Origin of the sequence: Pseudoalteromonas sp. HL-AS1 (assembly GCF_031198785.1) — a bacterium.
Lineage (GTDB): Bacteria > Pseudomonadota > Gammaproteobacteria > Enterobacterales > Alteromonadaceae > Pseudoalteromonas > Pseudoalteromonas distincta.
Window position 1 is genome coordinate 1,993,000 of the sequence record NZ_CP133569.1, and the last position, 24,018, is coordinate 2,017,017.

General features: G+C 39.3%; 18 protein-coding genes, 2 tRNA genes and 2 pseudogenes. 14 read left to right on the forward strand and 8 right to left on the reverse strand.

The annotated features are described in order from the left end of the window. Positions 1 to 2: 2 nt before the first annotated feature. A complete protein-coding gene (locus RB214_RS09305; protein ID WP_309166297.1) occupies positions 3 to 788 on the reverse strand; it encodes a hypothetical protein in 786 nt (261 codons plus the stop codon). Positions 789 to 1,014: 226 nt separating this feature from the next. After that, entirely contained in the window at positions 1,015 to 1,707 is a 693-nt protein-coding gene (locus tag RB214_RS09310) for a DUF445 domain-containing protein (protein ID WP_309166300.1), read from the reverse strand. A gap of 125 nt (positions 1,708 to 1,832) precedes the next feature. Between RB214_RS09310 and RB214_RS09315 the strand changes: the two genes are divergently transcribed. After that, the gene (locus RB214_RS09315) at positions 1,833 to 2,705 is read left to right on the forward strand and encodes a fructosamine kinase family protein (protein WP_309166304.1); all 873 of its coding nucleotides are present in this window, start codon (positions 1,833 to 1,835) and stop codon (positions 2,703 to 2,705) included. A gap of 103 nt (positions 2,706 to 2,808) precedes the next feature. Continuing rightward, positions 2,809 to 3,012 carry a CPXCG motif-containing cysteine-rich protein gene (locus RB214_RS09320; protein WP_309166307.1) on the forward strand — a complete coding sequence of 68 codons (204 nt, stop codon included), beginning with the start codon at positions 2,809 to 2,811 and terminating at the stop codon, positions 3,010 to 3,012. A gap of 1 nt (position 3,013) precedes the next feature. On the opposite strand, the gene RB214_RS09325 is transcribed toward RB214_RS09320, so the two are convergent. After that, complete coding sequence (locus RB214_RS09325; protein ID WP_007585130.1) at positions 3,014 to 3,640, reverse strand: riboflavin synthase; 627 nt, start codon at positions 3,638 to 3,640, stop codon at positions 3,014 to 3,016. Between the two features lie 128 nt (positions 3,641 to 3,768). Here RB214_RS09325 and RB214_RS09330 point away from each other — a divergent pair, with 128 nt between their 5' ends. From RB214_RS09330 to RB214_RS09345, 4 genes are all read left to right on the forward strand, one after another. Further along, positions 3,769 to 5,139 (forward strand): MATE family efflux transporter, encoded by a 1,371-nt coding sequence (locus RB214_RS09330; protein WP_309166312.1) that lies wholly within the window; start codon positions 3,769 to 3,771, stop codon positions 5,137 to 5,139. Beyond that, positions 5,120 to 6,166: a DUF3080 family protein gene (locus RB214_RS09335; RefSeq protein ID WP_309168989.1), complete on the forward strand. Its 1,047-nt coding sequence runs from the start codon at positions 5,120 to 5,122 to the stop codon at positions 6,164 to 6,166. Before RB214_RS09330 ends, RB214_RS09335 begins: the two co-directional genes overlap by 20 nt. Positions 6,167 to 6,279: 113 nt before the next feature. Next, positions 6,280 to 6,356 (forward strand) — tRNA-Val (locus tag RB214_RS09340). Between the two features lie 26 nt (positions 6,357 to 6,382). Then, positions 6,383 to 6,459, forward strand: a tRNA-Val gene (locus tag RB214_RS09345). 439 nt (positions 6,460 to 6,898) lie between these two features. Here the strand turns inward: RB214_RS09345 and RB214_RS09350 are convergent. Continuing rightward, positions 6,899 to 8,623 carry a glycoside hydrolase family 9 protein gene (locus RB214_RS09350; RefSeq protein ID WP_309166314.1) on the reverse strand — a complete coding sequence of 575 codons (1,725 nt, stop codon included), beginning with the start codon at positions 8,621 to 8,623 and terminating at the stop codon, positions 6,899 to 6,901. A 79-nt stretch (positions 8,624 to 8,702) separates the two neighbouring features. Between RB214_RS09350 and RB214_RS09355 the strand changes: the two are divergent. The 4 genes and pseudogenes from RB214_RS09355 to RB214_RS09370 form a co-directional block, all read left to right on the forward strand. Then, a pseudogene (locus RB214_RS09355) lies at positions 8,703 to 9,369 on the forward strand (transposase); the annotation flags it as partial. Between the two features lie 663 nt (positions 9,370 to 10,032). Beyond that, entirely contained in the window at positions 10,033 to 11,556 is a 1,524-nt protein-coding gene (gene ltrA / locus RB214_RS09360; protein WP_008109360.1) for a group II intron reverse transcriptase/maturase, read from the forward strand. Positions 11,557 to 11,636: 80 nt separating this feature from the next. Next, positions 11,637 to 12,123, forward strand: a pseudogene (locus RB214_RS09365) (IS3 family transposase); the annotation flags it as partial. Then, positions 12,120 to 12,563: a hypothetical protein gene (locus RB214_RS09370; RefSeq protein ID WP_309166316.1), complete on the forward strand. Its 444-nt coding sequence runs from the start codon at positions 12,120 to 12,122 to the stop codon at positions 12,561 to 12,563. The pseudogene RB214_RS09365 and the gene RB214_RS09370, both read left to right, overlap by 4 nt. 99 nt (positions 12,564 to 12,662) lie before the next feature. On the opposite strand, the gene RB214_RS09375 is transcribed toward RB214_RS09370, so the two are convergent. The 3 genes from RB214_RS09375 to RB214_RS09385 form a co-directional block, all read right to left on the reverse strand. Then, a complete protein-coding gene (locus RB214_RS09375; protein WP_165743819.1) occupies positions 12,663 to 12,875 on the reverse strand; it encodes a 2Fe-2S iron-sulfur cluster binding domain-containing protein in 213 nt (70 codons plus the stop codon). A gap of 222 nt (positions 12,876 to 13,097) precedes the next feature. Further along, positions 13,098 to 14,042 carry an ABC transporter substrate-binding protein gene (locus RB214_RS09380; RefSeq protein ID WP_309166319.1) on the reverse strand — a complete coding sequence of 315 codons (945 nt, stop codon included), beginning with the start codon at positions 14,040 to 14,042 and terminating at the stop codon, positions 13,098 to 13,100. A 162-nt stretch (positions 14,043 to 14,204) separates the two neighbouring features. After that, positions 14,205 to 15,188 (reverse strand): LysR family transcriptional regulator, encoded by a 984-nt coding sequence (locus tag RB214_RS09385; RefSeq protein ID WP_309166323.1) that lies wholly within the window; start codon positions 15,186 to 15,188, stop codon positions 14,205 to 14,207. Positions 15,189 to 15,322: 134 nt separating this feature from the next. Between RB214_RS09385 and RB214_RS09390 the strand changes: the two genes are divergently transcribed. Further along, the gene (locus RB214_RS09390) at positions 15,323 to 17,395 is read left to right on the forward strand and encodes a TonB-dependent receptor domain-containing protein (RefSeq protein ID WP_309166326.1); all 2,073 of its coding nucleotides are present in this window, start codon (positions 15,323 to 15,325) and stop codon (positions 17,393 to 17,395) included. Positions 17,396 to 17,517: 122 nt separating this feature from the next. On the opposite strand, the gene RB214_RS09395 is transcribed toward RB214_RS09390, so the two are convergent. Continuing rightward, positions 17,518 to 19,674, reverse strand: coding sequence for a pyridoxamine 5'-phosphate oxidase family protein (locus tag RB214_RS09395; protein ID WP_309166329.1), 2,157 nt, complete (start codon positions 19,672 to 19,674; stop codon positions 17,518 to 17,520). A 398-nt stretch (positions 19,675 to 20,072) separates the two neighbouring features. Between RB214_RS09395 and nirB the strand changes: the two genes are divergently transcribed. Genes nirB through cobA form a run of 3 tightly spaced genes read left to right on the forward strand, consistent with a single transcriptional unit; the run spans position 20,073 to position 23,859 of the window. After that, a complete protein-coding gene (gene nirB, locus RB214_RS09400) occupies positions 20,073 to 22,646 on the forward strand; it encodes a nitrite reductase large subunit NirB (protein WP_309166332.1) in 2,574 nt (857 codons plus the stop codon). Beyond that, positions 22,633 to 22,986 (forward strand): nitrite reductase small subunit NirD, encoded by a 354-nt coding sequence (gene nirD, locus RB214_RS09405; protein WP_002959861.1) that lies wholly within the window; start codon positions 22,633 to 22,635, stop codon positions 22,984 to 22,986. Before nirB ends, nirD begins: the two co-directional genes overlap by 14 nt. Positions 22,987 to 22,995: 9 nt before the next feature. Beyond that, positions 22,996 to 23,859, forward strand: a complete 864-nt coding sequence (gene cobA, locus RB214_RS09410) for a uroporphyrinogen-III C-methyltransferase (RefSeq protein WP_182755643.1) — start codon at positions 22,996 to 22,998, stop codon at positions 23,857 to 23,859. The last annotated feature ends 159 nt before the right edge of the window (positions 23,860 to 24,018 follow it).

Genomic DNA, 24,018 nt, shown 5'->3' on the forward strand with positions numbered 1-24,018 from the left:
AATTATTTCTTTATATAATTGTTATACAGCTTTTCAAGCGCACCTTCGGTGGTAAGCGAGGGATCTTTACTAATAAAGTGCTTAACCGTACGCGTTACAAAATCAGAGTTTTGCTTATGTAGCTTTGAAAAATCTTTAATAAGTGTATTACCATCTTTAGCCGCAGTAACTTTGTCATGACGATGACGATACTGGCTCAATGCTTTATTAAAATCGCCTTGATAGTCTTCAACCAAAATTTTATAAAAGTCGCTTTTTTGAACATTTAAATCGTTAATGCAGTAATTTAGCGCCTCTTTAAAGTCGGTAAATATCATGCCTTCTACATCAAACTCTTTTGTTTTTTCGCGCACTGCTACTTTGGCATCTTCTGTGGCATAGCTAAAGCCCGTAAAGGCTAAACGCTCAGCGGCTTCTTTGCCTAATTTTATACCCGCTTGAATACTATGGGCAAACTCGTCGCTCATGTCGCCAAGTTCGCTTTCTTCCCACATGTTATAAACGCGCAATGGTTTAGCATATTTATTTGAGAGCTTTTTTTTAAGCTTGGTAAAGCGCTCATCAATCGTCATCAGTCTTTCGTTATGTAAAAGTGCATGGCACTCATAACACGCAGGGATAGAGATAAAGTCAGCCTCTTCACCTAAATCAACAATACTTTGTAGCATATGCAGTGGCGGACAATGATCGCGCTCTGTCGCTTCACAGCCACAATAAAAACACTGATTAAAATGCTGCTGATCGCACGCGTATGCTTGCTGATAATAACTGGCTAACGTTTTGCTCACCGTTGCTCCTAAAAAAACACGACTAAATTATGGGGGCGATAATAACAGCCTGAAAAAATAAGTTATACCAATTGCATTAAATTAGTGCTCTATTATTTTGCTAAGAAAATAGTGCAATAACAGGCACAAATAACAACGTGTAGTTATTCTATACAAATAATTTTTAACGCAGTAAGTACACTATTTAATGCAATAGAATGATTATGTTTTTTATTAGTCGCTAGATTTAAATAACGGCCGCTATTAAACCAAATAAACCACCAAACACACCGCCCCATACTACAAGCCAACCTAGGTGCTCGCGGATCATGGTCTGAATAATCTCTTTAACCATTTTAGGAGTAAGCTCATCTAAGCGCTCATCAACTAGTTTAAGCACCGTTTTATGTAGGCTTTCTGCGCTATTACCTTGTGAAAGTGTTTGGCTTACTAATGCTTTAAAGTCGTCAGTTTGAGAAATCTCACTAACCGACAACTGCATTTTTTCAATAAACTTTTCACGCATCGGCTCTACTGCCGCTGTACCGCCAAACATTCCTAGCATACTACCAAACTGAGACTGCTCTATTACCTCTAACAAATTGTCGAATGCAGGGTTTAAATCAACATTGCTAATTATTGGCTCAAAGTCGATATTGGGCTGTGCTTTATTGAGTAAATTATTAATTTTTTGCTCTGAAAAAAACTCCGTTAATATTAAGTTTCGTATAGCGACTTTAAAGCTTTCAAACTTAAGCGCTATAACACCTGAACCATATAAAAACGGGACTTTTTCGAATAACATATGAATAGCTAATAAATTAGTTACCGCGCCAGAAAGTGCAAATAAACCAACTGATAACACAATTGCTTGGTTAAACATAAAACCTACAACAACACATAAACCCGCTAGCAAATTGGTTATTAAACTTTTGTTCATTTTTACTCCATTACAGTAAGTGTAATTTTTATGCAATATAGTCGTTAATTTTACAACGTTTAGATTGTTAAATTAATACCTTTTTGCCATAGTTTAAGTATCTGCTTAAAAGGCGAGCAATTGTTATGTGGAAAACAGTAAATGAGCACATCAGCCAAGCCATTAATTTTGACTTTAAACACACCTATAAACGCCAATTACAAAGTACAAATACCGACAAACTATTTCATATTACCAATGGTACGCATAACTTCTTCGTTAAAATAGCATTAAAAAGCGAACTCGAGCGTTTAGAAAGTGAATTTATTGGCTTAAAGCTTTTAGCGCAAAATAGTAATTTTAAAGTCCCTGAATGTATTACAACCGGTGCAAATATAGAGTTTTCGTTTATTGTTTTACAGTGGCTTTTTTTAGATAAACAACCCCACAACACGTGGGCAACTATGGGAAGCAGCCTCGCTAAAATGCATCAAAAACACGACCAAGCTATGTTTGGTTTTGATGTAGACAACTACATAGCCACTACCATACAACCTAATCGCTGGCATAAAAAATGGGATGTATTTTACGCCGAAGAACGTATAGGGTGGCAATTACAGTTACTCGCTGAAAAAGGCATTAACTTTATTGAACCCGAGCGCTTAATTAATGCCGTAAAAGAGCAGCTACATAGTCATCAAGTTGAGCCCTCATTACTGCATGGCGATTTTTGGCGAGGCAATATGGGCTTTTTAAAAGCAGAGCCAACGGCATTTAACCCCGCTTGTTATTATGGTGATCGGGAAGTGGATATTGCAATGAGCGAACTATTTGCCCCCCTGCCTAAAGACTTTTATAGCGCCTATAACGCGCACTACCCGCTTTCTCAAAATTACGAAAAACGTAAGTTAATATATCAGCTATACCCCATTTTAAATCACGCCAATATCTTTGCAGGTCACTATCTTACTGAAGCTAAAAAACATATAGAAAAGCTGGTATTTGAAGGTATAAAATAAGTGTCATAAGCTGCATTTCAACACTATATTTAATGAGTAAGTAGGGGTTCATCTGTAAGCGATTAAGTTGAACCTAACTTAATTATTTATAACTGGAGTGATTATGAAAGATTTTTTATCACAACGAATAACGTGCCCACACTGCGGTCACCACATACATCTAGACCTAGACGCAAGCAGCGGCGATCAAGATTATATAGAAGATTGCACTGCCTGCTGTAACCCAATTCATTTAAATATGCATATAGACCATGCTAACAATAAATTGGAGCTACAGGTAGACAGTGACGACGAACAAATATTTTAACTTAAGCCTGATGGCGCAAGTAGTTCTCTACCGTATTTACAATAGTGTAAGTTTGCTGATCAACTTCAATATTAAACTTGTCACCCACTTGCGCTGCACCAATGTTTGTAATGGCGAGCGTTTCCGGAATTAGGTGTAACCAAAAACCTTGTTCATCAACTTCGCCTACGGTTAAGCTTGCGCCATTTATCGCAACAAAACCTTTATATAACACATACTTTTGCCACTCTTTTGGCAGACTTAACTGAATTTTACAATTGTTCTCAAGCTTCACTATTTGAGAGATTTGTGACGTACAATGAATATGCCCAGACACTATATGCCCACCAAGCTCAGTACCAAACGTAACAGAGCGTTCGTAATTTACTAAACTACCTAGCTCAAGCAGGCCTAAATTGGTTAACTTTAGCGTTTCATCAATCACATCAAAATGCACTTGCGCCACCACATCATGATTACTTAGCTCAACTTGCACAACAGTTAAACAACAGCCATTAATAGCAATGCTTGCGCCTAAATCTAAATGCTTAACGTACTCATCGCTCACCGATACAACTAAGCGTAACACACCATCAGTTTGAGTTTTAGAGACCACTGTTGCTTGTGTTTGCACTATTCCTGTAAACATAAAATCACTTAAAATTATTACAAAGTGCTAGTTTAACGTATCAACTCATAAAATCATTCACTACTATGATTTTTATTTGAAACGCAATGGATTACAATTGTCGCCTGTTTTATTTAGTAGCTTTTTTTATGACCTTTTGCAATTGGGAAGCCAAGCGTTTACTTTCCCTAGCCTTACCTGTTTTTTTAGCACAAGTTACACTTATTTTAATGTCGGTAGTCGACACAATTATGGCTGGCCAAGTTAGCCCTACTGACTTAGCTGCACTTTCTATTGCAACAGGGATATGGAACCCATTATTACTGGCTCTGCAAGGTATTTTATTAGCGCTCACTGGTATTATTGCGCAGTTTTCGGGCAGCGATGACCGCAAAGGTATTAGTCACTATTTTCAACAATCACTTTATTTAACCGCTATTTTAAGCTTTACAGGTTTTGGTATTGCCCATTTAGCAGATGCCATTATTTTAAAGCTCGATACAACGCCTGCTATTGCAAACCTTGCCATTGACTACATCCATTTTGTGAAATGGGGTGTGTTTGGGTTTTTAATTTTTACAGTATACAGAAACGTTACCGAAGGCATGGGGATGACCAAACCCGCCTTTTACATAAGCCTATTAGGTTTAGCCGTTAATATTCCAGTAAATTATATTTTCATAAATGGCTTATTTGGTTTTCCCGCTTATGGCGGCGCAGGCTGTGGCATTGCCACAGCAATTGTTTTAACTGTTATGGCAATAGCACAAGTCACTTACTGCCAAATGAGTAAAAAGGTAGATGCTAAAGGCCTGCTTTCATCATTCGAAAAACCTAATTTCACTACTATTGGTATTATTACTAAGCTAGGTATACCAATTTCACTTGCTACCTTTTTTGAAGTCACTTTATTTGCGTGTATACCGCTATTTATTGCGCATTTAGGTGCAGTGGCTGTATCGGGGCATCAAATAGCAGCGAGTGTAACTACATTGCTGTTTATGATGCCGCTGAGCCTCTCTATCGCTATAAGTATTCGTATTGGTAATCTATATGGTCAAAATAATTTACAGCAGTTAAAAGTTGCCGTATCGACTAGTTATATATTAGCTATTGTAATTGCACTATTTTTGGCACTTATTACTTTTACAGGTCGTGATTTAATTAGCCAACTGTATACCGACAGCCCTGCTGTTATGGCTCTGGCTTCATCAATTATGATATTAGCGTGTGTCTACCAATTACCCGATGCATTACAGGTTGCTGCAAATGGCATACTCCGTGGTTTAAAATACACCACGCCTATATCGTATATTACGTTTATATCGTATTGGTTAATCGGCTTTTGTTTAGGTTACGTATTGGCAAGAACAGACATAATTGTGCCAGCTATGGGGCCACATGGCTTTTGGGTTGGAATAATAGTAGGCCTTAGTGTCGCTGCTATTTTATTAATGCTAACGGTAAAAAAACGTCTAAAATATGAATTTGTTAACAGTGATGCACTCAATCAAAACTAATAAGCTCAGCCTTAAAACATTACCAGCTACTTTGCTGGTAATGTGTTTTTTAATACTTACTGGCTGCAACAAACCACAAAGTACGGTAAACGCTACTTATATTGAACGCTTAAGTAGCACAGTTAATACAAGCCCAACACAACCTGCGCCGCTCAAGCAACTCCCTTTACTGCAGCCTCCCCCAATAGCACAAAGCGACTTAACACTGAGTATTGTTGAGCTTGCAGGCATTAGTCAATGTAAGCTTAACGTGCTTATAAGTGAGCACAACAACCAATTAGGAAAAACCGCCAGCGCTGCTGGGCAATTAAAATATCAAATAAACTTTATTAAAAGTGCGCAGGTTTGTTTAAATACACTTGATAAAAATAGCCCTAGTTACACAAAAATACTCGCTGCCAAAAACTACAAAGAAACACATCTAATGTACTTTTTTAATACCATGTTATTCAAAGAACCTGAGTTAAATCGTACCTGGCAACTGACTTCAAACGAGCTCACTACTGAACCCGCTGGCTTTAGTGATACCTTGCAGGCGCTAAAACAACTTGTACTCATTAAGCAGCAAATTAACTTTAAGCAATTTAGTAAAATTAATAGCGATTCTATTTTTAGTGCACTCGAACAGCTTAATAAATATCAATTTAACCAAGCACTCATTCAATCAGCCCGCATGCAGGTAGTGTTAAACAACAACGCCACACAGCTTTTAAAAACACTCAATTTTAATGCCCTTTGCCCAGAGGGTAAAAATAATGAAAACGCAAAAATCATAAGCAACGTATTTCAAAAGTTTTACCTAAAAGAAATTCAGCCCTATCAAGCGCAATTAACTGGTTATCTAGAGGTACTACAACCGCTTTATAACGAACTTTGGTTTAACGAAAGTATCTCAAGTCCTCAAATTAATAACTTAGTCAAAACGGGCTCGACAAGTAACTTACTGAACTTACTTAAAAGCTCAGCTAAAAAACATGTGGTTTGGTGGCAAGGTTTTTATAAAACGTGTAAAATAAGCCCAATATGAATAAAAAAACGGCAAATAAACTCAAAAACAACAAACTTGCTTGATTCACCAACCGCCACGCTATATATTAGCCGCCGTTGTTAAGCAATTAACACTTACTTAAATAAAGTAATACGACTGTAGCTCAGCTGGTTAGAGCACTACCTTGACATGGTAGGGGTCGGTGGTTCGAATCCACTCAGTCGTACCAAAATTTAAGAACCCTAAAAAAATTGTACGACCGTAGCTCAGCTGGTTAGAGCGCTACCTTGACATGGTAGAGGTCGGTGGTTCGAATCCACTCGGTCGTACCAATTAAATTTTATATTTCAAACAGTTAAAAAACCTATTCAATTTACTCGTTTGATTTTTTGTTGAAAATTAAATTCTTAGTTTTTTATTATTTTGTATTCAAAGTTTTAAAATAATGAGAGCCAAGCCTCAAAAGATCATCTTAAAAATTCCAGTTTTTATCGATTTGTGCCCAAACTTGTGCCCAAGCGCCCAAAGCACATTTTTAGCTCTTTAATCCACCTCAAAATTAGACCCCTACCCCTGATAATTACAAGTCAAATTATAAGATTGAATGGCAATGTATAAATACAGCACAACAGGGAATGACAGCTCTAGGCTATCTGCTCTACTTCTACTAGCGTAAAGTAAGGAAACACACCGCATACTATTGAACACAACTGGTAAGCTAAAGCTTTATACCAGTGATTTATAACTATAATAAAAAGATTCAAGTAAGTATCACCGGCTAACAAACGCTCCTAGCACATATACAAGAGGCGCATTCCAATTAATTGCCACTTCGTTCGTTGAGTAACTACACCAGCTATCGCTGTATGATTTTGCAGGTTCGTTGGAATCATAGTTACACTCATCCTGCTGCCCAGCTTGGGGACCGCCAACTAACATACCTGGTACTGGAGCTGTAATGCCATCACTTTGTGAAATTCGATGATGCGGGTGTTGTGGTGTTTTATCACCAAAACCAGTAACAAACGAATACCCTGTTGGGTTGCGTCCTAAAATGTAATCAACAAGCCCTTGCGCAGCCTTTAAGTACTGCGAATTATTATTTAACTCAGCGGCTTGTAGCAAAACTATCGCTTTATTTAACGCTGCTGAATTACTACCCCACACAAAGTCAGACTTTTCCATCGCAACAATATATGGGCTATTTTTATGTTGTTTTAAATACACATCAGCTAAGTGTTTTTGCTTTATTTTAAGATCTTCGTATTCTTGTTCACTCAATAAATTTTTTGCCTTAAACAGTAAACTGCTTAAAGAAAGATACGATACATTTCTCCATGAAGGAGCTGAATAATGAATATTTATCTCTTTGTAAGTATTATAAAAACCTTTATCTCTAGTTGTTATAAATAACTCTGCAGCGGCCCAAGCAAACTCATCTTTTAGCTGATTATCACCATACTCTCCACTTTTAATATCATCAGGTTGCTCATAATATTGGGTTTGATTTTCAAGCGAGTACTTCCATGCGTTAATTGCAGCCGCTAAATATTGCTTACTTTTATTGGGATAATAGGGAGCAAGTACTCTACTGGCCACCGATAACGTCGCGGCAAAGTCAAGGCTAGCCGCTGTGCTTTTTCCTATCATGTAGCGCGCTCTTTTATCTTCATGCGGCATTTCATAGCCTGGCCATTCACGCGTTGTGAGTTTATGATAAACACCCCCATCATCGCTTTGCATAGTGATCAGCCATTCAAGGTTCCATAGTGCTTCGTTTATAATATCGGGGACGTCATCTGACGATTCAGGGATGTTTAATATTTGCTTTTGATACACTTCAGGGTAGTGCTCAAACGCCGCAAGTAATGTGTACGTGGTAATACCAGAATTAACAACATACTTACCATAATCGCCCGCATCGTACCAGCCTTTTTGAGATTGCACCTCTTTCGCTTTAAAGTCATCGCCTTGCTCTGCTGATGAGTGATAAAGCACGTCGTCGTCTTTATGCCCTAAAGGCCGCGCATAAATACCTGCATACTTTTTCTCTATTACAATACTTGAACGATTTAAGTAATAGTATTTTAACGCCGCTGTATGAATCGAGTCATATACATGATTATTAATTGAGAATACGGCAGAATCTCTCACTCCTTTTACACGTAAAAGGTAATCTCCTGGTGTTACAATATCTGTAAATTCAGCGCGTTTAAAGGTGTCATTTCCTGAGTTGTCCCACATTTTAGCGTGTGATAACTGGCCGCTACGTATTATTTTATTAGTATTTACATCCACTAAATCATAAGTAGTCGCGGTTACATTTGGCACTATTGCTATTTTTTCGCTATTAACTAAATAACCAAGCTGATTAACTGCTATTTTTTGATTAGATGACTCTGTGCTCAGTTTACTAAAATCATCTTGTACTACCGCCGTGCATGCACTCAAGAAAAGCACAGCGATTAACGTTAATTTTAAAACAACATTTTTCATAATGTAGTGGCATAGTTAATTTGGCCACCCATTAAGAAAGAAATGTTATGCTAATAAGCATACAAATTTAGGTGAAAAAATGACGAAATTAAAACGGGCAACGTATTCTACTGCAATCAAATTAGAAACAGCTCAGCTTGTAGTTGATCAAGGCTATACGCAAGAAGATGCAGCTAAAGCTATGGGGGTTGGTAAATCAACTGTAAGTAAGTGGGTAACTCAATTAAAGCAAGAACGGAATGGCCAGTCCCCATTGGCTTCACCAATGACGCCTGAACAAATTGAAATCCGCGAACTTAAAAAGCAAATCCAACGCATTGAATTAGAAAAGGATATATTAAAAAAGGCTACCGCTCTCTTGATGTCCGACTCCCTGAGCAATTCTCGTTAATTGAGAAATTAAATCAACGAGAGCGTTACCCAATCAGCGTGTTGTGTAGCGTATTCAATGTGCATCGCAGCAGCTATAAATATTGGGCCATACGGGATACAACATCGACACCAGAGCAAGTAAGGTTAGAAGCGGAAGTTAAAGTTATACATGCAATGAGTGGCGGAATAACGGTTTTGAATTAAGCCGTTATCGCGCCGCTAAGCTGATGGTTAAACTAAAACTAGAGAGCTGCCAAGTACCACAACATCAATATAAACGCGGTGGTAATGAGCACCTTGCAATCCCGAATTTTCTAGATAGGCAGTTTGATGTTGTTGAGCCGGATACGGTGTGGTGCGGTGATGTGACGTATAGTGTGCCCGGAGTTCAGCACTAGCAAGGAATGCTTTAATGAACCACGAGTCTATCTGAAATACATGAGCAATACGGTAGGAGCCAAATTGTTTATGGCACTATCTGGTTGTGCAGATAGTTGAGTCTGAGCGGCAGTGACTTATCGTATGCTGATAAGGTGATGGAACTCGCTGACAACGGGGAGTGAGGCGAATTCGTTACGCCAAGATGCTCTTCTAGACTAAGTATTGGACGGATGAAGTACATGAACCGATTAACCCGCATCTATGGGCTGAAACGTCGCCATTGCCTACACGAATTAACAGGCAATATGATGCTGCAATAATACTAAATGTATGAGTATTATTGCCGACTTGATAAATCACACGTAGGTATTTATCAATGGATAAACGCTAAATCACAATTCAGCGTTTAAGTATTATCACCTTACAGCACGATAAGGTTAAAGACTGCGATCGGCATCCACCCCAATATGTTCGAGTTCAGATAGGTAAACCGGGGAAGGTTTGTTTGAATGCTAAGGGAGCACGACCCCGATGACAAACAAGCTGGCGGAGCGTTCGTAGTAGTCTGAGATGGGGAAAGCCCATTACATGGCGAAGGGGCGCAGTTTAATTGATTTGCGCAAGCAAATTACCTGACCTTAATGAGGTGAAGACCTGTGATAATCAGCGAACTGCAACGTAAATTAGCAACATGGACAGCAACAGATAAAGCGCGTCGCGTTAATCGATTACTGCGCCTTATCAGTCACCCACAATGGCTTTGCCAAGCGGCTGAAGTAACGCTTTCTTCAAAAGGTGCCAAAACACCTGGCGTTGATGGAATAACTAAAATTCACTTACAGGATAAGCTGACTGATTACTTAGATGGGATCAGAAATGATTTACTCTCGGGTAATTATCAACCAATGCCTGCCAGACGAATTTATATTCCTAAAGCGAATGGAAAGCAACGCCCTTTAGGCATACCCACCTTAAGAGACAGAATAGTGCAACGTGCCATGCTCATGGCAATGGAGCCGATATGGGAAAATGATTTTCATTCACTATCCTATGGTTTTAGACCTGAACGCAGTGTCCATCACGCCATTAGAACTGTTAAGTTACAAATGACAGGCTCAAGTGAACCACGTGGGCGCTGGGTAATTGAAGGGGATTTATCAAGTTATTTTGATACAGTCCACCATCAATTACTGATGACATGTGTGCGTAAGCGTATCAATTGTCGACGATTTAATGAATTGCTCTGGCGGTTCATCAAAGCAGGACATATTGAACGTAATCTATTCTGTGCAACAAGCGAAGGCGTACCACAAGGTGGTGTCATTTCTCCATTATTGTCAAATATCATGCTCAACGAATTTGATCAGTATTTGGATAAATGCTACTTGAGCAAGAAAGCACGTAAAGATCGCTGGTACTGGAATCGTACAATCCAAGATAAGCGTACCATTGCACTAGAGGAAAATAGACAATGGAAACCTGGGGTTGCTTATTGTCGTTATGCCGATGACTTTCTTGTGATTGTCAAAGGTAACAAACAACAAGCAGAAGCCATTCGTGATCAGTGTCGAAATTTTCTTGAAGGTAAACTTAAACTCACACTTAACATGGAGAAAACCCATATTACGCATGTGAATGATGGATTTATCTTCCTTGGTCATAGGATCATAAGGAAACGTGGTCCTAAAGGGAATATGCGTGTGGTGTCTGGTATTCCACATGGTAAGGCTAAAGCATTTTCTCATTCCTTGAGCCAAGCTTTATCCAGTGATCACAGTTGTAGCAAGATAGACAAAGTTGAACAACTCAGCCGCAAGCTTAAAGGCTGGGCGCAATTTTATCGTCATACTGATTATACCGCTAAAGTTTACAGTAAAATTGATCGTATAGTTTTCTGGAAATTAGCAAAATGGCTAGCGCGGAAATATCGTTGCTCCGTTAAGTCATTAATGATGAAGTGGATAAAACGACCGACGCCAAATCAGGCCAAGACTTGGGTATTATTTGGTAAAAGCAATCGAGGTAATTTATGTAGCGCTTCACTATATCGACTGGTGAGCAGTCCTAAGTTGCCCTTCCGTTGGCGATTACCTGAATCAAACCCTTATCTTAGAGATGAAATGAGAAATACTGTCACATCTCGCTACAGCGATGTTGTAATGGCTGTAAGCCACAATTAAGCGGAGAGCTGTATGCGCTGAAAGGTGCACGTACGGTTCGGAGAGGAGAGGCAGAAAAATAGTTCGACTACGTTCTGCCTCTTACTCTACTTTGGACAGGTAATCGCTGGGCTTATTTAGCGGTCGTTGTTGATTTATTTGCACGCAAAGTCGTTGGTTGGGCAATGTCATTGTCGCCAGATACTAACTTAACGCTAAAAGCGCTTGAACTCGCGTATGAAAGCAGAGGAAAACCGACAGGACTGATGTTTCACTCAGGCCAAGGAAGCCACTATACAAGCTTGAAGTATCGCCAACGTTTATGGCGCTATAAAATCACACAAAGCATGAGTCGGCGCGGAAATTGTTGGGATAATGCGCCAATGGAACGATTTTTTAGAAGCTTTAAAACGGAGTGGATGGCCAAAAGTTGGATATGAAAACTTTGAAGAAGCTAAATATAGTGTGAGTGATTATATCAACGGATATTACAACAATGTTAGACCACATCATTATAATGCAGGTTTAGCACCAAATGAATCTGAGGTTAGATACCAAGATTCTAAAACTGTGGCCAAAATTAGTTGACCACTACAGGTATATCTGATAGTGACTTCCTCAAAATTATTTCTTATACATTTAATCAGTTAGTTGTGAACTGCGATAAAAATGAATTTAAACTTGATACCAAACTAAATCAAGCAATTACTTTACCTGTTTCAGAATCAGTGTTTAATGATGTGTCATCTAAACTAAGAACATATCTTGTTCTAGCGCGGAATGAAAATCTTTACGAAATACATAAAGAGTACACAACTAAACTATCGAACTATTTTACTGCTAAAAACTCTGCAGACAGGCAAATAAGGAGCCTAGATGAATACGTGCAAACCTTGCTAGAAAATCCGAAATTAGAAGCTAAATACACTGGTAATGCATACATTACACACAAACAGAAAAACCATAGACTACATGGTGTAATCATTGTTGATACCCCGAAAAAGTTAAGAAGTTATAGTATTCGTTAGAGGCAAGAATGTACTGCAATCACACGTTTATTTTGTATCAATAGTGAGCCTTTATTGCCCTACAATGATAAAAGCTGAAGATTTATATTTTGAAAAAAACTACAGCTCTAAATCAAGCTCCTCAATGCCTTTAGCAGGTACGGCGCAGCAAATAAGCGCCTGGCCTGTTTCTGCTGGGTAACTTACGTTATTGCGATAAACCACAGCGCCTGCATTTATTCTTACGGCGCAACTGCCGCAGCTACCGTTTCGACAGCCAAATTCAGGTTCTAAACCATGGGATTGGGCTACATTAAGTAAATAATTAATTATTACCTGTGGAGTTTAAAAATTCTCAGCTCTAAATGTTTAGTGTGGGTTGACCAGTACAAGTGGAGTTAGCTATGTATTGCAGATTTTAAAAGTTCTGAGCTAAATTCTATTTATGAGCACCAGATATGCCGCTCATTTCAATTTTTCGCTATCAGTTTTGTATCTAACTAAAGTGAATTGGTGAGCAAATATTCATAATCAGCTCACCTTTAATAAAAATGTTTACCAAATAGTATTTAACTCGTTAACGGTATTAAGAACACTCGCATAGCCGCCTGTTATTACATACCATTGCGTTGGGTTTAAGTAGTAAACATGTTTTTGTTGCCACGCTTGAGAGTTTTCTATAAACGGTGCTTTTGCTAAAGCTTGCTCAATATTGCTTTGCCCACCAGTTGCTAAACCTCTGTCGAGTATAAACAGCCAATTTGGTTTTGTTGCCATATAATCCTTTGTTAATACTGCAGCTTGTTTGGCTTTTTGCACTTTAGTTTGGCTTTTATCGTTATCTTTTAGCTGCGGTTTATTAATTTTATTTGGGCTTTTTATACCAAGTAGTTCATACACCATACCAAATCTGTCTCCAGGTAAGTGCGCAATAAACATATCTTTTACTGTAAATAAAACAAGCCCTGGCCCTTTACCCACTGCTTTAGCCTGCAAAGCATTAATTTTATTATTTAGATTGTTCCACAATAACTTTGCTTGCTGTTGTTTTTCAAAAACATCACCCAGTAGTATAATATTTCTTTTAATATTAGAGACAAAATCATCGGAACTTAATGTTAAATCGATGGTAGGTGCAATTGCAGTTAATTTATCTAACGCTCTACGGCTGCGTGGTCCGACTATAATTAAATCAGGTTTGATTTTTTTAAGTGCCTCAAAGTCTGGCTTAAATAAGCTACCCGCTATTGCTTTTTTTGGGGAGTTATAATGGGCTAAATACTCAGGAAACACTCCCTTAGCAACCGCTGTTACATCAACATCAAGTGCTGTTAATGTATCAAGTACACCTAAATCATATACAACTACTTTTATAGGCTTTTGTTTTATAACAACTTGGGTATTCCCTTGGTTAATTGTTATTGGGTAATTAGCAAAGCTAGCTACTGAGAAAAAACTACAACCAGCTATAAAAAACATTTTTATTAGTATGCCGTACATTTATATTTCCTTTTTAATTTATGAACATATTAAGGATATGCTAGCATGTCACACATCAAATGATAATGAGTAGCATTTACTTTTATTGATTAAAAAGCGGTTTTTTACGTTGCAGTTTCTAAAACACTTAAAATAAATTGCCTAAGTAATACTAAATAAAATTTACATTTCTTGGCAAAGCTCATTATCCCATTCCTGCGGTAAATTGCTTTTTATATGCTCTATAAAAGCACGCTGCTTTTTGGCTAATTTGCCAAAAGGATAACATAACCAAATAGGAACAGGATGACCTACCCAGTCTTTTAAACAACGCTCAAAGCATTCGGGGTGGGCATTAAGACGCATGTTTGCTTGCCATAGAGGTAATAAACCAAGCCCATGTCCTTGGCTTATTGCATCTCCTTGTAACACCAATTGATCTGACTGAATTCGTGACGAAGGAACTGGTACACTTAATGTTTCTCCTCCTTGGTTTGTCATAACTAACTGCTCATTTTTATTGCCAATTAATTGTAACCAGTGAGTATTTATTAAATCTTCCGGTGAGTTAGGATAGCCATTACACTTAAAGTAATCTTTACTACCAAATACCCCCTGCCAAAGAATACAGAGTTTTTCTTGGCGTTGGCTGGATTCAGGTAACTGCCCCATGCAAAGCAAAATATTGTCTTGCCATTGGTTTGAGTCAGCTTTTATATCTGTTTTAAGAGTCACGCTAACACCTGGAAAGCGCGTTAAAAACTGAGTAACAACATCACCTAGCCATCCTCTTAATAAGCCAGTATCAACATAGATAACGACTTCACCCTGTATTTTTTCATCTAAGGTATCTAATTCTTGTTTAGCTTCTTTCGCTATACCTAGTATTTGCTCACAATAATCGTAAAAACACAGCCCCGCCTCTGTAGGCACCAAGCTGTTAGACATTCTTTTAAGTAAAATACTCCCCACATCTTGCTCTAAGTTTTTAAGATGTCGGCTAATAGTTGATTTAGACAACTGCAGTGTTTTTGCCGAATTTGATAAGCTTCCTGAACTAACCACAGAGACAAAACTACGTAATTCTTTAAATTGAGGCATTGCAACATCCCTACTGCGTTTAATACGCTCAGTGACGGCTAATTTACATGCTAATAAATTAGCCATTACACGAGCAAACGATCAACATGTGTTGCAACTTTGGCAACACATTGTTCCATTTAATTTACTTTACATGATAACAATAAGTATTATCATTTGCACTCTTGAATTTAGGCCTACATGTAAAGGAGAACATTTTAATGTCCAAACGATCAATGTCGAAGTTAGTACCATTGACCTGTAAGAAGTTACCTCTCGCTATTTTTATCCCTATAGCCATGAGCGCTTCAGCGGCAGAAAAAACAAATGAAATGGAAACAATGGTTGTAACAGCAACCGGTTATCAGCAGAAAATTATAGATGCTCCTGCATCTATTTCGGTCATATTACAAGAAGAGCTACGTAAACAATCTTATACCACTGTTGTTGATGCTGTTCGCGATATACCAGGCGTATATGTAACTGGTGGCGGTAATATGCAAGATATTAGTATCCGTGGTATGGATGATCAATACACATTATACCTTGTCGATGGTCGTCCTCTTTCGGCGGGTCGCTCAGTAAATACTAATGGCTCGGATGGGGGTAAACAAATAGGTATTCCACCACTTGCAATGATTGAACGTGTGGAAGTTATTCGTGGTCCTATGTCATCACTTTACGGCTCTGAAGCAATGGGCGGAGTGATTAACATTATTACTCGTACGGCTCCACAACAATGGGCCGCAAGCTTAGCCGCAAGCTATACTTCATCTATGAATGATGTAAGTAATGATCAATACAATACCGACTTTTACGCTGGCGGTGCGTTAATTAAAGATGTATTAGGCATGGAGCTTACAGGCTCAATACAACATACAGATGAAAGTGATTACTCTGGCGGTGGCGACGCTACTGCTAGCCGCCCAGACTCAGATACAACCCAATTTGGGGTTAAATTTAACTGGGCCGTTGATGATAAAAACAAGGTGAGTCTAGCCTACGATACATCAAATATTGATTTTGAGCATACACCAGGTAACTCAATAGCTATTGATGCAGAAGGCTCACAGTACGAATTTGAAAAACAAATGTACTCCCTCACCCATATGGGTAATTACGGAAAATTAACAACAAACACTTATCTTCAGCAAGATTTATCTGAACGCGTGCAAGATGAAGATAAAAAAGAAGAAATAATTACGTTTAATACATCTGCAACTTATGCAGCAGAGCAACATATTTATACTGTGGGTGCACGATATAAAACCGAAGAACTTGTTGACGAAACGAATGGTTTACTAGATGCCAACGTGGCTATTGCCAGTGATACAGTTGACCGATGGATTGGGGCTTTATTTACTGAGGTTGAATGGAACTTTATAAAAGACTTATCCATAACTACCGGTTTAAGATACGATAACGATGAGCAATTTGGTTCTCATTGGTCACCTAGGATTTATGCTAACTGGCATGCAAATAACCGCTTTACTGTTAAAGGAGGGGTTTCTACAGGATATACTCAGCCTTCATTATCTCAAGCTACTGCAGGCTTTGGTCGAGGCACAGGCGGGGGCGGATCTCCTAACCTATCTTCCACTGGAACATCCATTTCACGTGCCCTGATAATAGGTAACCCTGACTTAGATCCAGAAACTAGCGTTAACTACGAAGTTAGTTTTATTTATAACGATCCTAAAATTGGACTATCGACCAGCTTAACGTTTTATCATACTGATTTTGATGATAAAATAGCAGAAGATCGCTACTGTATTAGTGAAAATATTGATAGAAATGATTTTGAAAACTATCAATGTGAATTCAGTGGGAACACTTATCAATTTTTGAGTACGCAAAAAAATATTTCTGAGGCAGAAATGCAAGGGGTAGAAGCGACTGTAAACTACCGTATTGCCGACAACCTTCGCTTTAAAGCTGACTACTCTTTTACAGACTCTGAGCAAAAATCTGGAGACTTTGCAGGCGAGCCTTTAAATAAAATACCCAAGAGTATGGCTAATGCTACCTTAAACTGGGATGCGAGTGACACGATAAATTTATGGAGTCGTGTAAACTACCGTGGTGAAACTACTGACTATTTAAGCCGTACAAGCTTAAGTGATGGTACACCCGGCTACACCATGATGGACATAGGCGCACAATATTGGATGACTGATAATCTGAAAGTAATGGCTGGTTTATACAATGTTACAGACCGTGTAGTGACCAATGAAACCTACGGCGTTGTGCTAGACGGAAGAAGGCTTACGGTCAGTTTTAATTTTGAGTTTTAATAAAAGTAATTCAACGGAGCGTTTTTAAAACGCTCCGTTTGTTTAACAAAAAACAGTTGTTTTAGTTTTAGCGCATAGTTTTGTATTTAAAAGCGCTGTATTTAAAAACGCTATATTAACAACTACAGCTCTAAATCAAGCTCCTCAATGCCTTTAGCAGGTACGGCGCAGCAAATAAGCGCCTGGCCTGTTTCTGCTGGGTAACTTACGTTATTGCGATAAACCACAGCGCCTGCATTTATTCTTACGGCGCAACTGCCGCAGCTACCGTTTCGACAGCCAAATTCAGGTTCTAAACCATGGGATTCGGCTACATTAAGTATAATGTTATCGCCTTTGTTCCAGCGCTGTTCAAAGCCCGATTTGCTAAATTTAATGATGGTGTTGTCAGCCTCTTCAACACTCATCTCTATGTTTTTATTAGGCGCTTCGCTTGTGTTAAGCACATTGCGGTTAATAGCGGAAGGTCCAAATGCTTCAGCAAATATATTTTTATCCTGCACACCGAGCAATAACAGCTCGTTATAGACGTGCTGCATAAACGCTTCTGGTCCGCATAAAAAGAACTCGTAATCATCAAGTGGTAAATAGTATCTAAACACATCCGCATTTATTCGCCCTTTTAAATCAAAGCTTTCGTCTTTTAAATTAGGGCCCTCACCTTTTACGTTAAAGCCATTGCCTTGTTTTTCATCAAGCTCAGGCTGAGATAAAAGTGAGTAGTAATCAATTGCGCCACCACTCGTATCAGCAAGCGTTTTTAGCTCGTTATAAAACGCACGCTGCTGTTTATTTTTAGCACTGTGAAAAATATGCAAAGGGCGTGTATAGCGGGTTCTCAACCCTTCATTGGCAATGTGTTTAGCCATTGAAACCATGGGTGTAATGCCTATTCCGCCACCAATGAGTACCGCTGGTTTAGTATTGATTGAGTCAATAAAAAATTGCCCTTGTGGGTATTTAGCTAAAATAACGTCACCTACTTTTACGTTATTATGAAAGTAGTTAGACACCTCGCCATTTAGCTCTTTTTTAATCGATAACCGATAAAATAGTTCATGCGGGCTCGATGACACGGTGTAGGTTCTAATAACAGGTTTGCTATTACTGTTTTTGCTATTGCGACTATTTTTACTTGGTAATTGTACAGTTAAATGCTGCCCAGCTTTAAACGGTAACAAGGTTGTATTGTTATGCCCTTCTAAATAAAAGGAGGTAATTACATTACTCTCTTTAATTATTTTAGTTACTTTTAAAGGCTGCCAAGTATGTTTTAGTTTTTCGGCTTGTTTGTTTTTATCAGCCTCAAGCCACGTGCCCGTCATTTTAGTGTTAGGGGAATAAGCATCAAATTTAGCACTAAACGGGAGTAAATTTTTAAGCCACATTCCTTTAGTGAGGGTAAATTTCCAGCCTCGGTCTGCGCCAATAAAGCCCTCTAACTCTGGATGCCCGTCCCATAAAATTTCAACGCTGCCAGTAAGCATTAATACATTACCCGTGTCAAAATCAGGAAATAACAAACCTGCTTTTGGGTTTAATAAAAAGTTACCCAAGGTATTAAAAAAATTGTTACCTGCGTAATCAGGAATCGTTAATGTGTTGCCTTCGCGCTTTACAAAACCCGGCAACCCACCACGGTGAGAAACATCAACCCCTTCAATTTTTGGATTGTTTTTTGCGGTTATAAAACTCGATACAAAAAATGTATCGGTGGTGTCAATTAACGCACTGGCTGCGTTATCAATTGTATTAAATTCAACTTTTTGTACTGCACTACTTTTAACTAAAGGCTCTCTATTAAACGTTAAGTCGCGCGTTTGAATATATTGCGGGCAATTTCCAAAAGATTGATCAACATTAAAACTCACCTGATTATCACTAATTGCCTCACCTACGCGCACATTTAAACGGTTACGCCTACGCGTGCTTAGCTCAATGCCTAATAAACCAATTGGCGAGCCGGCAATATTTAACGTGCCATGTAAGGGGTCGTTTTTATCAACCGCGTGCGTCATTAATAACGACCTAGGTGTGGGGGCGCTTAAAAAGCCTGACTGCCCTGAAACAATAGATACCCACACATCGGCATTTTCATCAACACTGCCTGCAACCACAAATGGTAACTGCTCAAAAAAGGCCTGATGCTGCTCTGGCATAAATGAGCGCACGGCACGTTTGCCAAATGTTGCCATTATTTCTCGTTTACCGAGCTTGTCTTGTATTGCCAGCTCGCCTTCGTGAAAAGGTGAAGCATCTATTGAGTTTGTGTTTATCATTTTGCCCGTGAGAGTACGTGTACGTATTTTATGGGCTAAATTTAACTCAATATACAATCAATGATAATGGGTTTTTTATTGACTGATAATGCACAAAACAATGACAATACTTGCACCCTCTTAGTGCCAGGCGCGCACCAACATATGTCAAAACGAGTTTTTCATTCACTCTAAAAACATATTAAATAGTATTTAAACAATAACTTAAAAAACTGGCTATGTTTTTGCAAACACTCTATTAACAAGCCCGTTTTACTTACGGCAACAAATTTAGGTTGTTGGCACTATAGCTATTAGCAACCATCGGCAAAGAAGCCCGCACACAATTATGCATAATGCGTATTTGTGGCGGGCTTTTTTGTTATTTGTATTTAAACCGTCACTTTAAGGAATGCCATATGCAAACCTCGCAAAAAATACTCATTATTGGTAATGGTATGATCGGACACTACTTTGTTGAGCAAATGCGCCAAAGCGATGCCAACGCAGACATTACTGTACTTTGCGGAGAAGCAAATCTTGCATACGATCGCGTGTACTTATCAAGTGTATTTGATGGCAAAACAGCCGCCGATTTAGCACTTACCACTCACGACAACTACAAACAGCTTAATATTAATGTGCATACCAGCCAGTGGGTTGAAGGCATTGATAGAACGGCAAAAATAGTGACCACATTAACCGGTGAGCAATACCCATACGACAAACTTATACTCGCGACAGGTTCATTTCCGTTTGTGCCACCTATAAAAGGTAACGACCAACCCCATTGTTTGGTGTATCGCACATTAGAAGATTTAGAACAAATAAAAGCCAGTGCCGCTGTAAGTAAAAGCGGTGTTGTTATTGGTGGTGGTTTGTTAGGGCTTGAAGCCGCAAACGCCATTAAGCAACTAGGGCTTGATACCCACGTAGTTGAATTTGCGCCACAACTTATGGCTGTTCAGCTTGATGGACAAGGCGGTACGCTACTAAAAAATAAAATAGAAAAACTTGGCGTAACAGTACATACATCAAAAGCGACCAGCGAAATAGTAAAAGGCGAAACCAGTCGCTTTAGATTAAACTTTTCGGACGAGTCATTTTTAGAAACAGATCTGATTTTGTTCTCTGCCGGTATTCGCCCGTACGACCAACTTGGCAAAATTGCCGACTTAGAACTCGGTGAGCGCGGCGGTATTATTATTAATAACCAATGCCAAACATCAGATCCGGATATTTTAGCCATCGGCGAATGTGCTTTGTGGGACAAAAAACTATTTGGTTTAGTTGCACCGGGTTACAACATGGCGCGCGTTGCAGCGAGCCAATTAAGTGGCGGCGAGCTTGAGTTTTTAGGTGCCGATATGAGCACCAAACTTAAGCTGTTAGGCGTAGAAGTAGGCTCAATTGGCGACGCTCATGCAAAAACGCCAGACTGTAAAGAACTTATATACCAAGACGCTATTCGCGGCTGTTATAAAAAAATCATACTAAGTGAAAAAGGCGATAAATTACTGGGCGCTGTACTTGTTGGCGACACCAGCGATTACGATACTTTACTGCAGTACATGCTTAACGACATGGACTTACCAGAAAACCCTGAGTGTTTAATTTTACCAGACAGCGGCGGCGCGCCGTCGTTATCTGGCAGTGCCCTACCCGATACAGCCACTATTTGTTCGTGTCACAATGTGAGTAAAGGCGACATTGTAGGCGCGATTGATGGTGGCTCATGCGATTTAGCCTCGGTAAAATCATGCACTAAAGCAGCAAGCGGCTGTGGCGGTTGTGCTGCGTTACTAAAATCAGTTGTTGATAACGAATTAGCGAGCCGTGGTGTTGAAGTTAACAACCATGTATGTGAGCACTTTGCGTATTCACGCCAAGAATTACTGCATATGGTAAAAGTAGAAAGCATTAAAAGCTTTGATGACTTACTAACTAAACACGGCAGCGGTCATGGCTGTGAAATATGTAAACCTGCCATTGGCTCTATTTTAGCCTCAACATGGAACGACTTTATCTTAGAGCCCGCCCATGTTGGCTTACAAGACACTAACGATACGTACCTAGCAAACATGCAAAAAGATGGTTCGTACTCTGTAGTACCGCGTATTGCTGGCGGCGAAATAACACCCGACAAACTCATTGTAATTGGACAAGTAGCCAAAGATTTTAACCTGTACTGCAAAGTCACTGGCGGTCAACGTATTGATTTATTTGGTGCGCGCTTAGAAGAGCTTCCTGTTATTTGGGAGCGACTTATAGAAGCCGGATTTGAGACCGGTCATGCCTATGGTAAGTCTCTTAGAACTGTTAAATCGTGTGTGGGTAGTACGTGGTGTCGTTATGGTGTGCAAGACAGCGTTGGACACGCAATAAAAATTGAAAACCGCTACAAAGGGTTACGCGCACCGCATAAATTTAAAATGGCGGTATCGGGTTGTACCCGCGAATGCGCCGAAGCACAAAGTAAAGATATTGGCATTATAGCCACCGAAAACGGCTGGAACTTATACGTGTGTGGTAATGGCGGTATGCGCCCTCGCCATGCTGATTTATTTGCGACCGATTTAGACACACCTACTCTTATTAAATACATTGACCGCGTAATTATGTTTTACATTAAAACGGCTGACAAATTACAGCGTACGTCGGTATGGATGGAAAATCTTGAAGGTGGTTTAGACTACCTTAAAAGCGTAGTCATTGACGACAGCTTAGGCATTTGCGACGAGCTAGAAGCGCAAATGGAATTAATTACGCAAACCTATGCCTGTGAGTGGAAAAAAGCGATTGAAAGCCCAGATGCTGCCAAACGATTCCGCCAGTTTGTTAATAGCCCCGAAACCGACGACAACATTTTATTTGTGCAAGAGCGTAACCAAATTCGCCCTGCTACAGAAGCCGAAAAACGTGAGCAACGTAATACACAAAACCGTATTCCAGTAATGGAAGTTGAAGAGGAGCAAGCTGATGTCTTGGCATAATATTGGAACAATCGACAACCTAGTGGCTAATAGCGGCGTATGCGCATTAGTTAATAATCAGCAAGTAGCTATTTTTTACATTCCACAAAATCCAACGGCTGTGTTTGCCATTAGCAACTACGACCCTATTGGCAAAGCCAATGTATTATCGCGTGGCATTATTGGCTCAATCGACAATAAATTAGTTGTCGCATCGCCTTTATATAAGCAACACTTTTGCCTAGAAACAGGCGAATGTTTAGAAGCAGAAGCAATACACTTACCGGTTTTTAATGCAAAAATTGAAGACGGCAGTGTATTTATAAGCTCTGAACCAAAAGTTACAACAGCAGTGGCTTAAGGGAATAGTATGAGTGTACTGTCTTATTTTTCGGGTATTGAAAACGTGTGGCTAAATAAGCTTGTTACTAAGCTAACAAGTTCAAATAGTCGCAGCGTCAAAAGCGGCAACGTTTATATAATTGGTGCGGGCCCAGGAGACGCAGAGCTAATTACGGTTAAAGCGCAGCGTTTAATTAATACCGCCGATGTTGTTTTATACGATTGGTTAGTAAGCGATGATTTATTAAAAACGCTTCCTAAAAAAGCACAGCGAGTATTTGTAGGTAAACGTGCGGGTAAACATTCGATGACCCAAGCTAACATTTGCGAACTACTGGTTAAATACGCACAACAAGGCTTAAACGTAGTGCGTTTAAAAGGCGGCGATCCGAGTATATTTGCACGTATTAACGAAGAAGCCGATGCGCTTAGTGAGCATAATATTAATTTTGCTATTGTTCCGGGTGTGACAACGGCTTGTGCTACGTCCGCTTATACGGGTATTCCGCTCACTGCAAGGGACGTAGCACGCAGTGTTACATTTTTAACTGCGCAGTTTGCCGATCCTAATAAGCAACCTCATTGGCAAAATTACGCGTTTATGCCTGCAAACAACAACCCCACTTTAGTGGTTTATATGGGGCTTTCGCGCTTACAAACGCTAAGCTGCGGTTTGCAATCAGTGGGCTGGCCAAGTAATACACCCATTGCACTAATAGAGAATGCCACCACCACTAAGCAAAAGGTAATTACTAGTACGCTTGAACTGATTGTAAATGAGCATGCTAAACACAACCTTCAAGGCCCTACCCTAATTATGATTGGCGAAGTAATAAATCATAAAATGGCTATTAGTCCTGAGTTACTAAACAGTGTAAATGTTAACGCATGACGTAAAATGAATAATGCACTTTTCGCGCTTACTACCTCCCCAGGAGTAGGCGCTTTTTTTGTTTTTAATTTGGGTTCAAATTGTGTGCAATAACATACTTAAATGCACCAAATAAGTTAAAAGTAATGGTAATTTAAATTATAGAAACACAGTGACAAA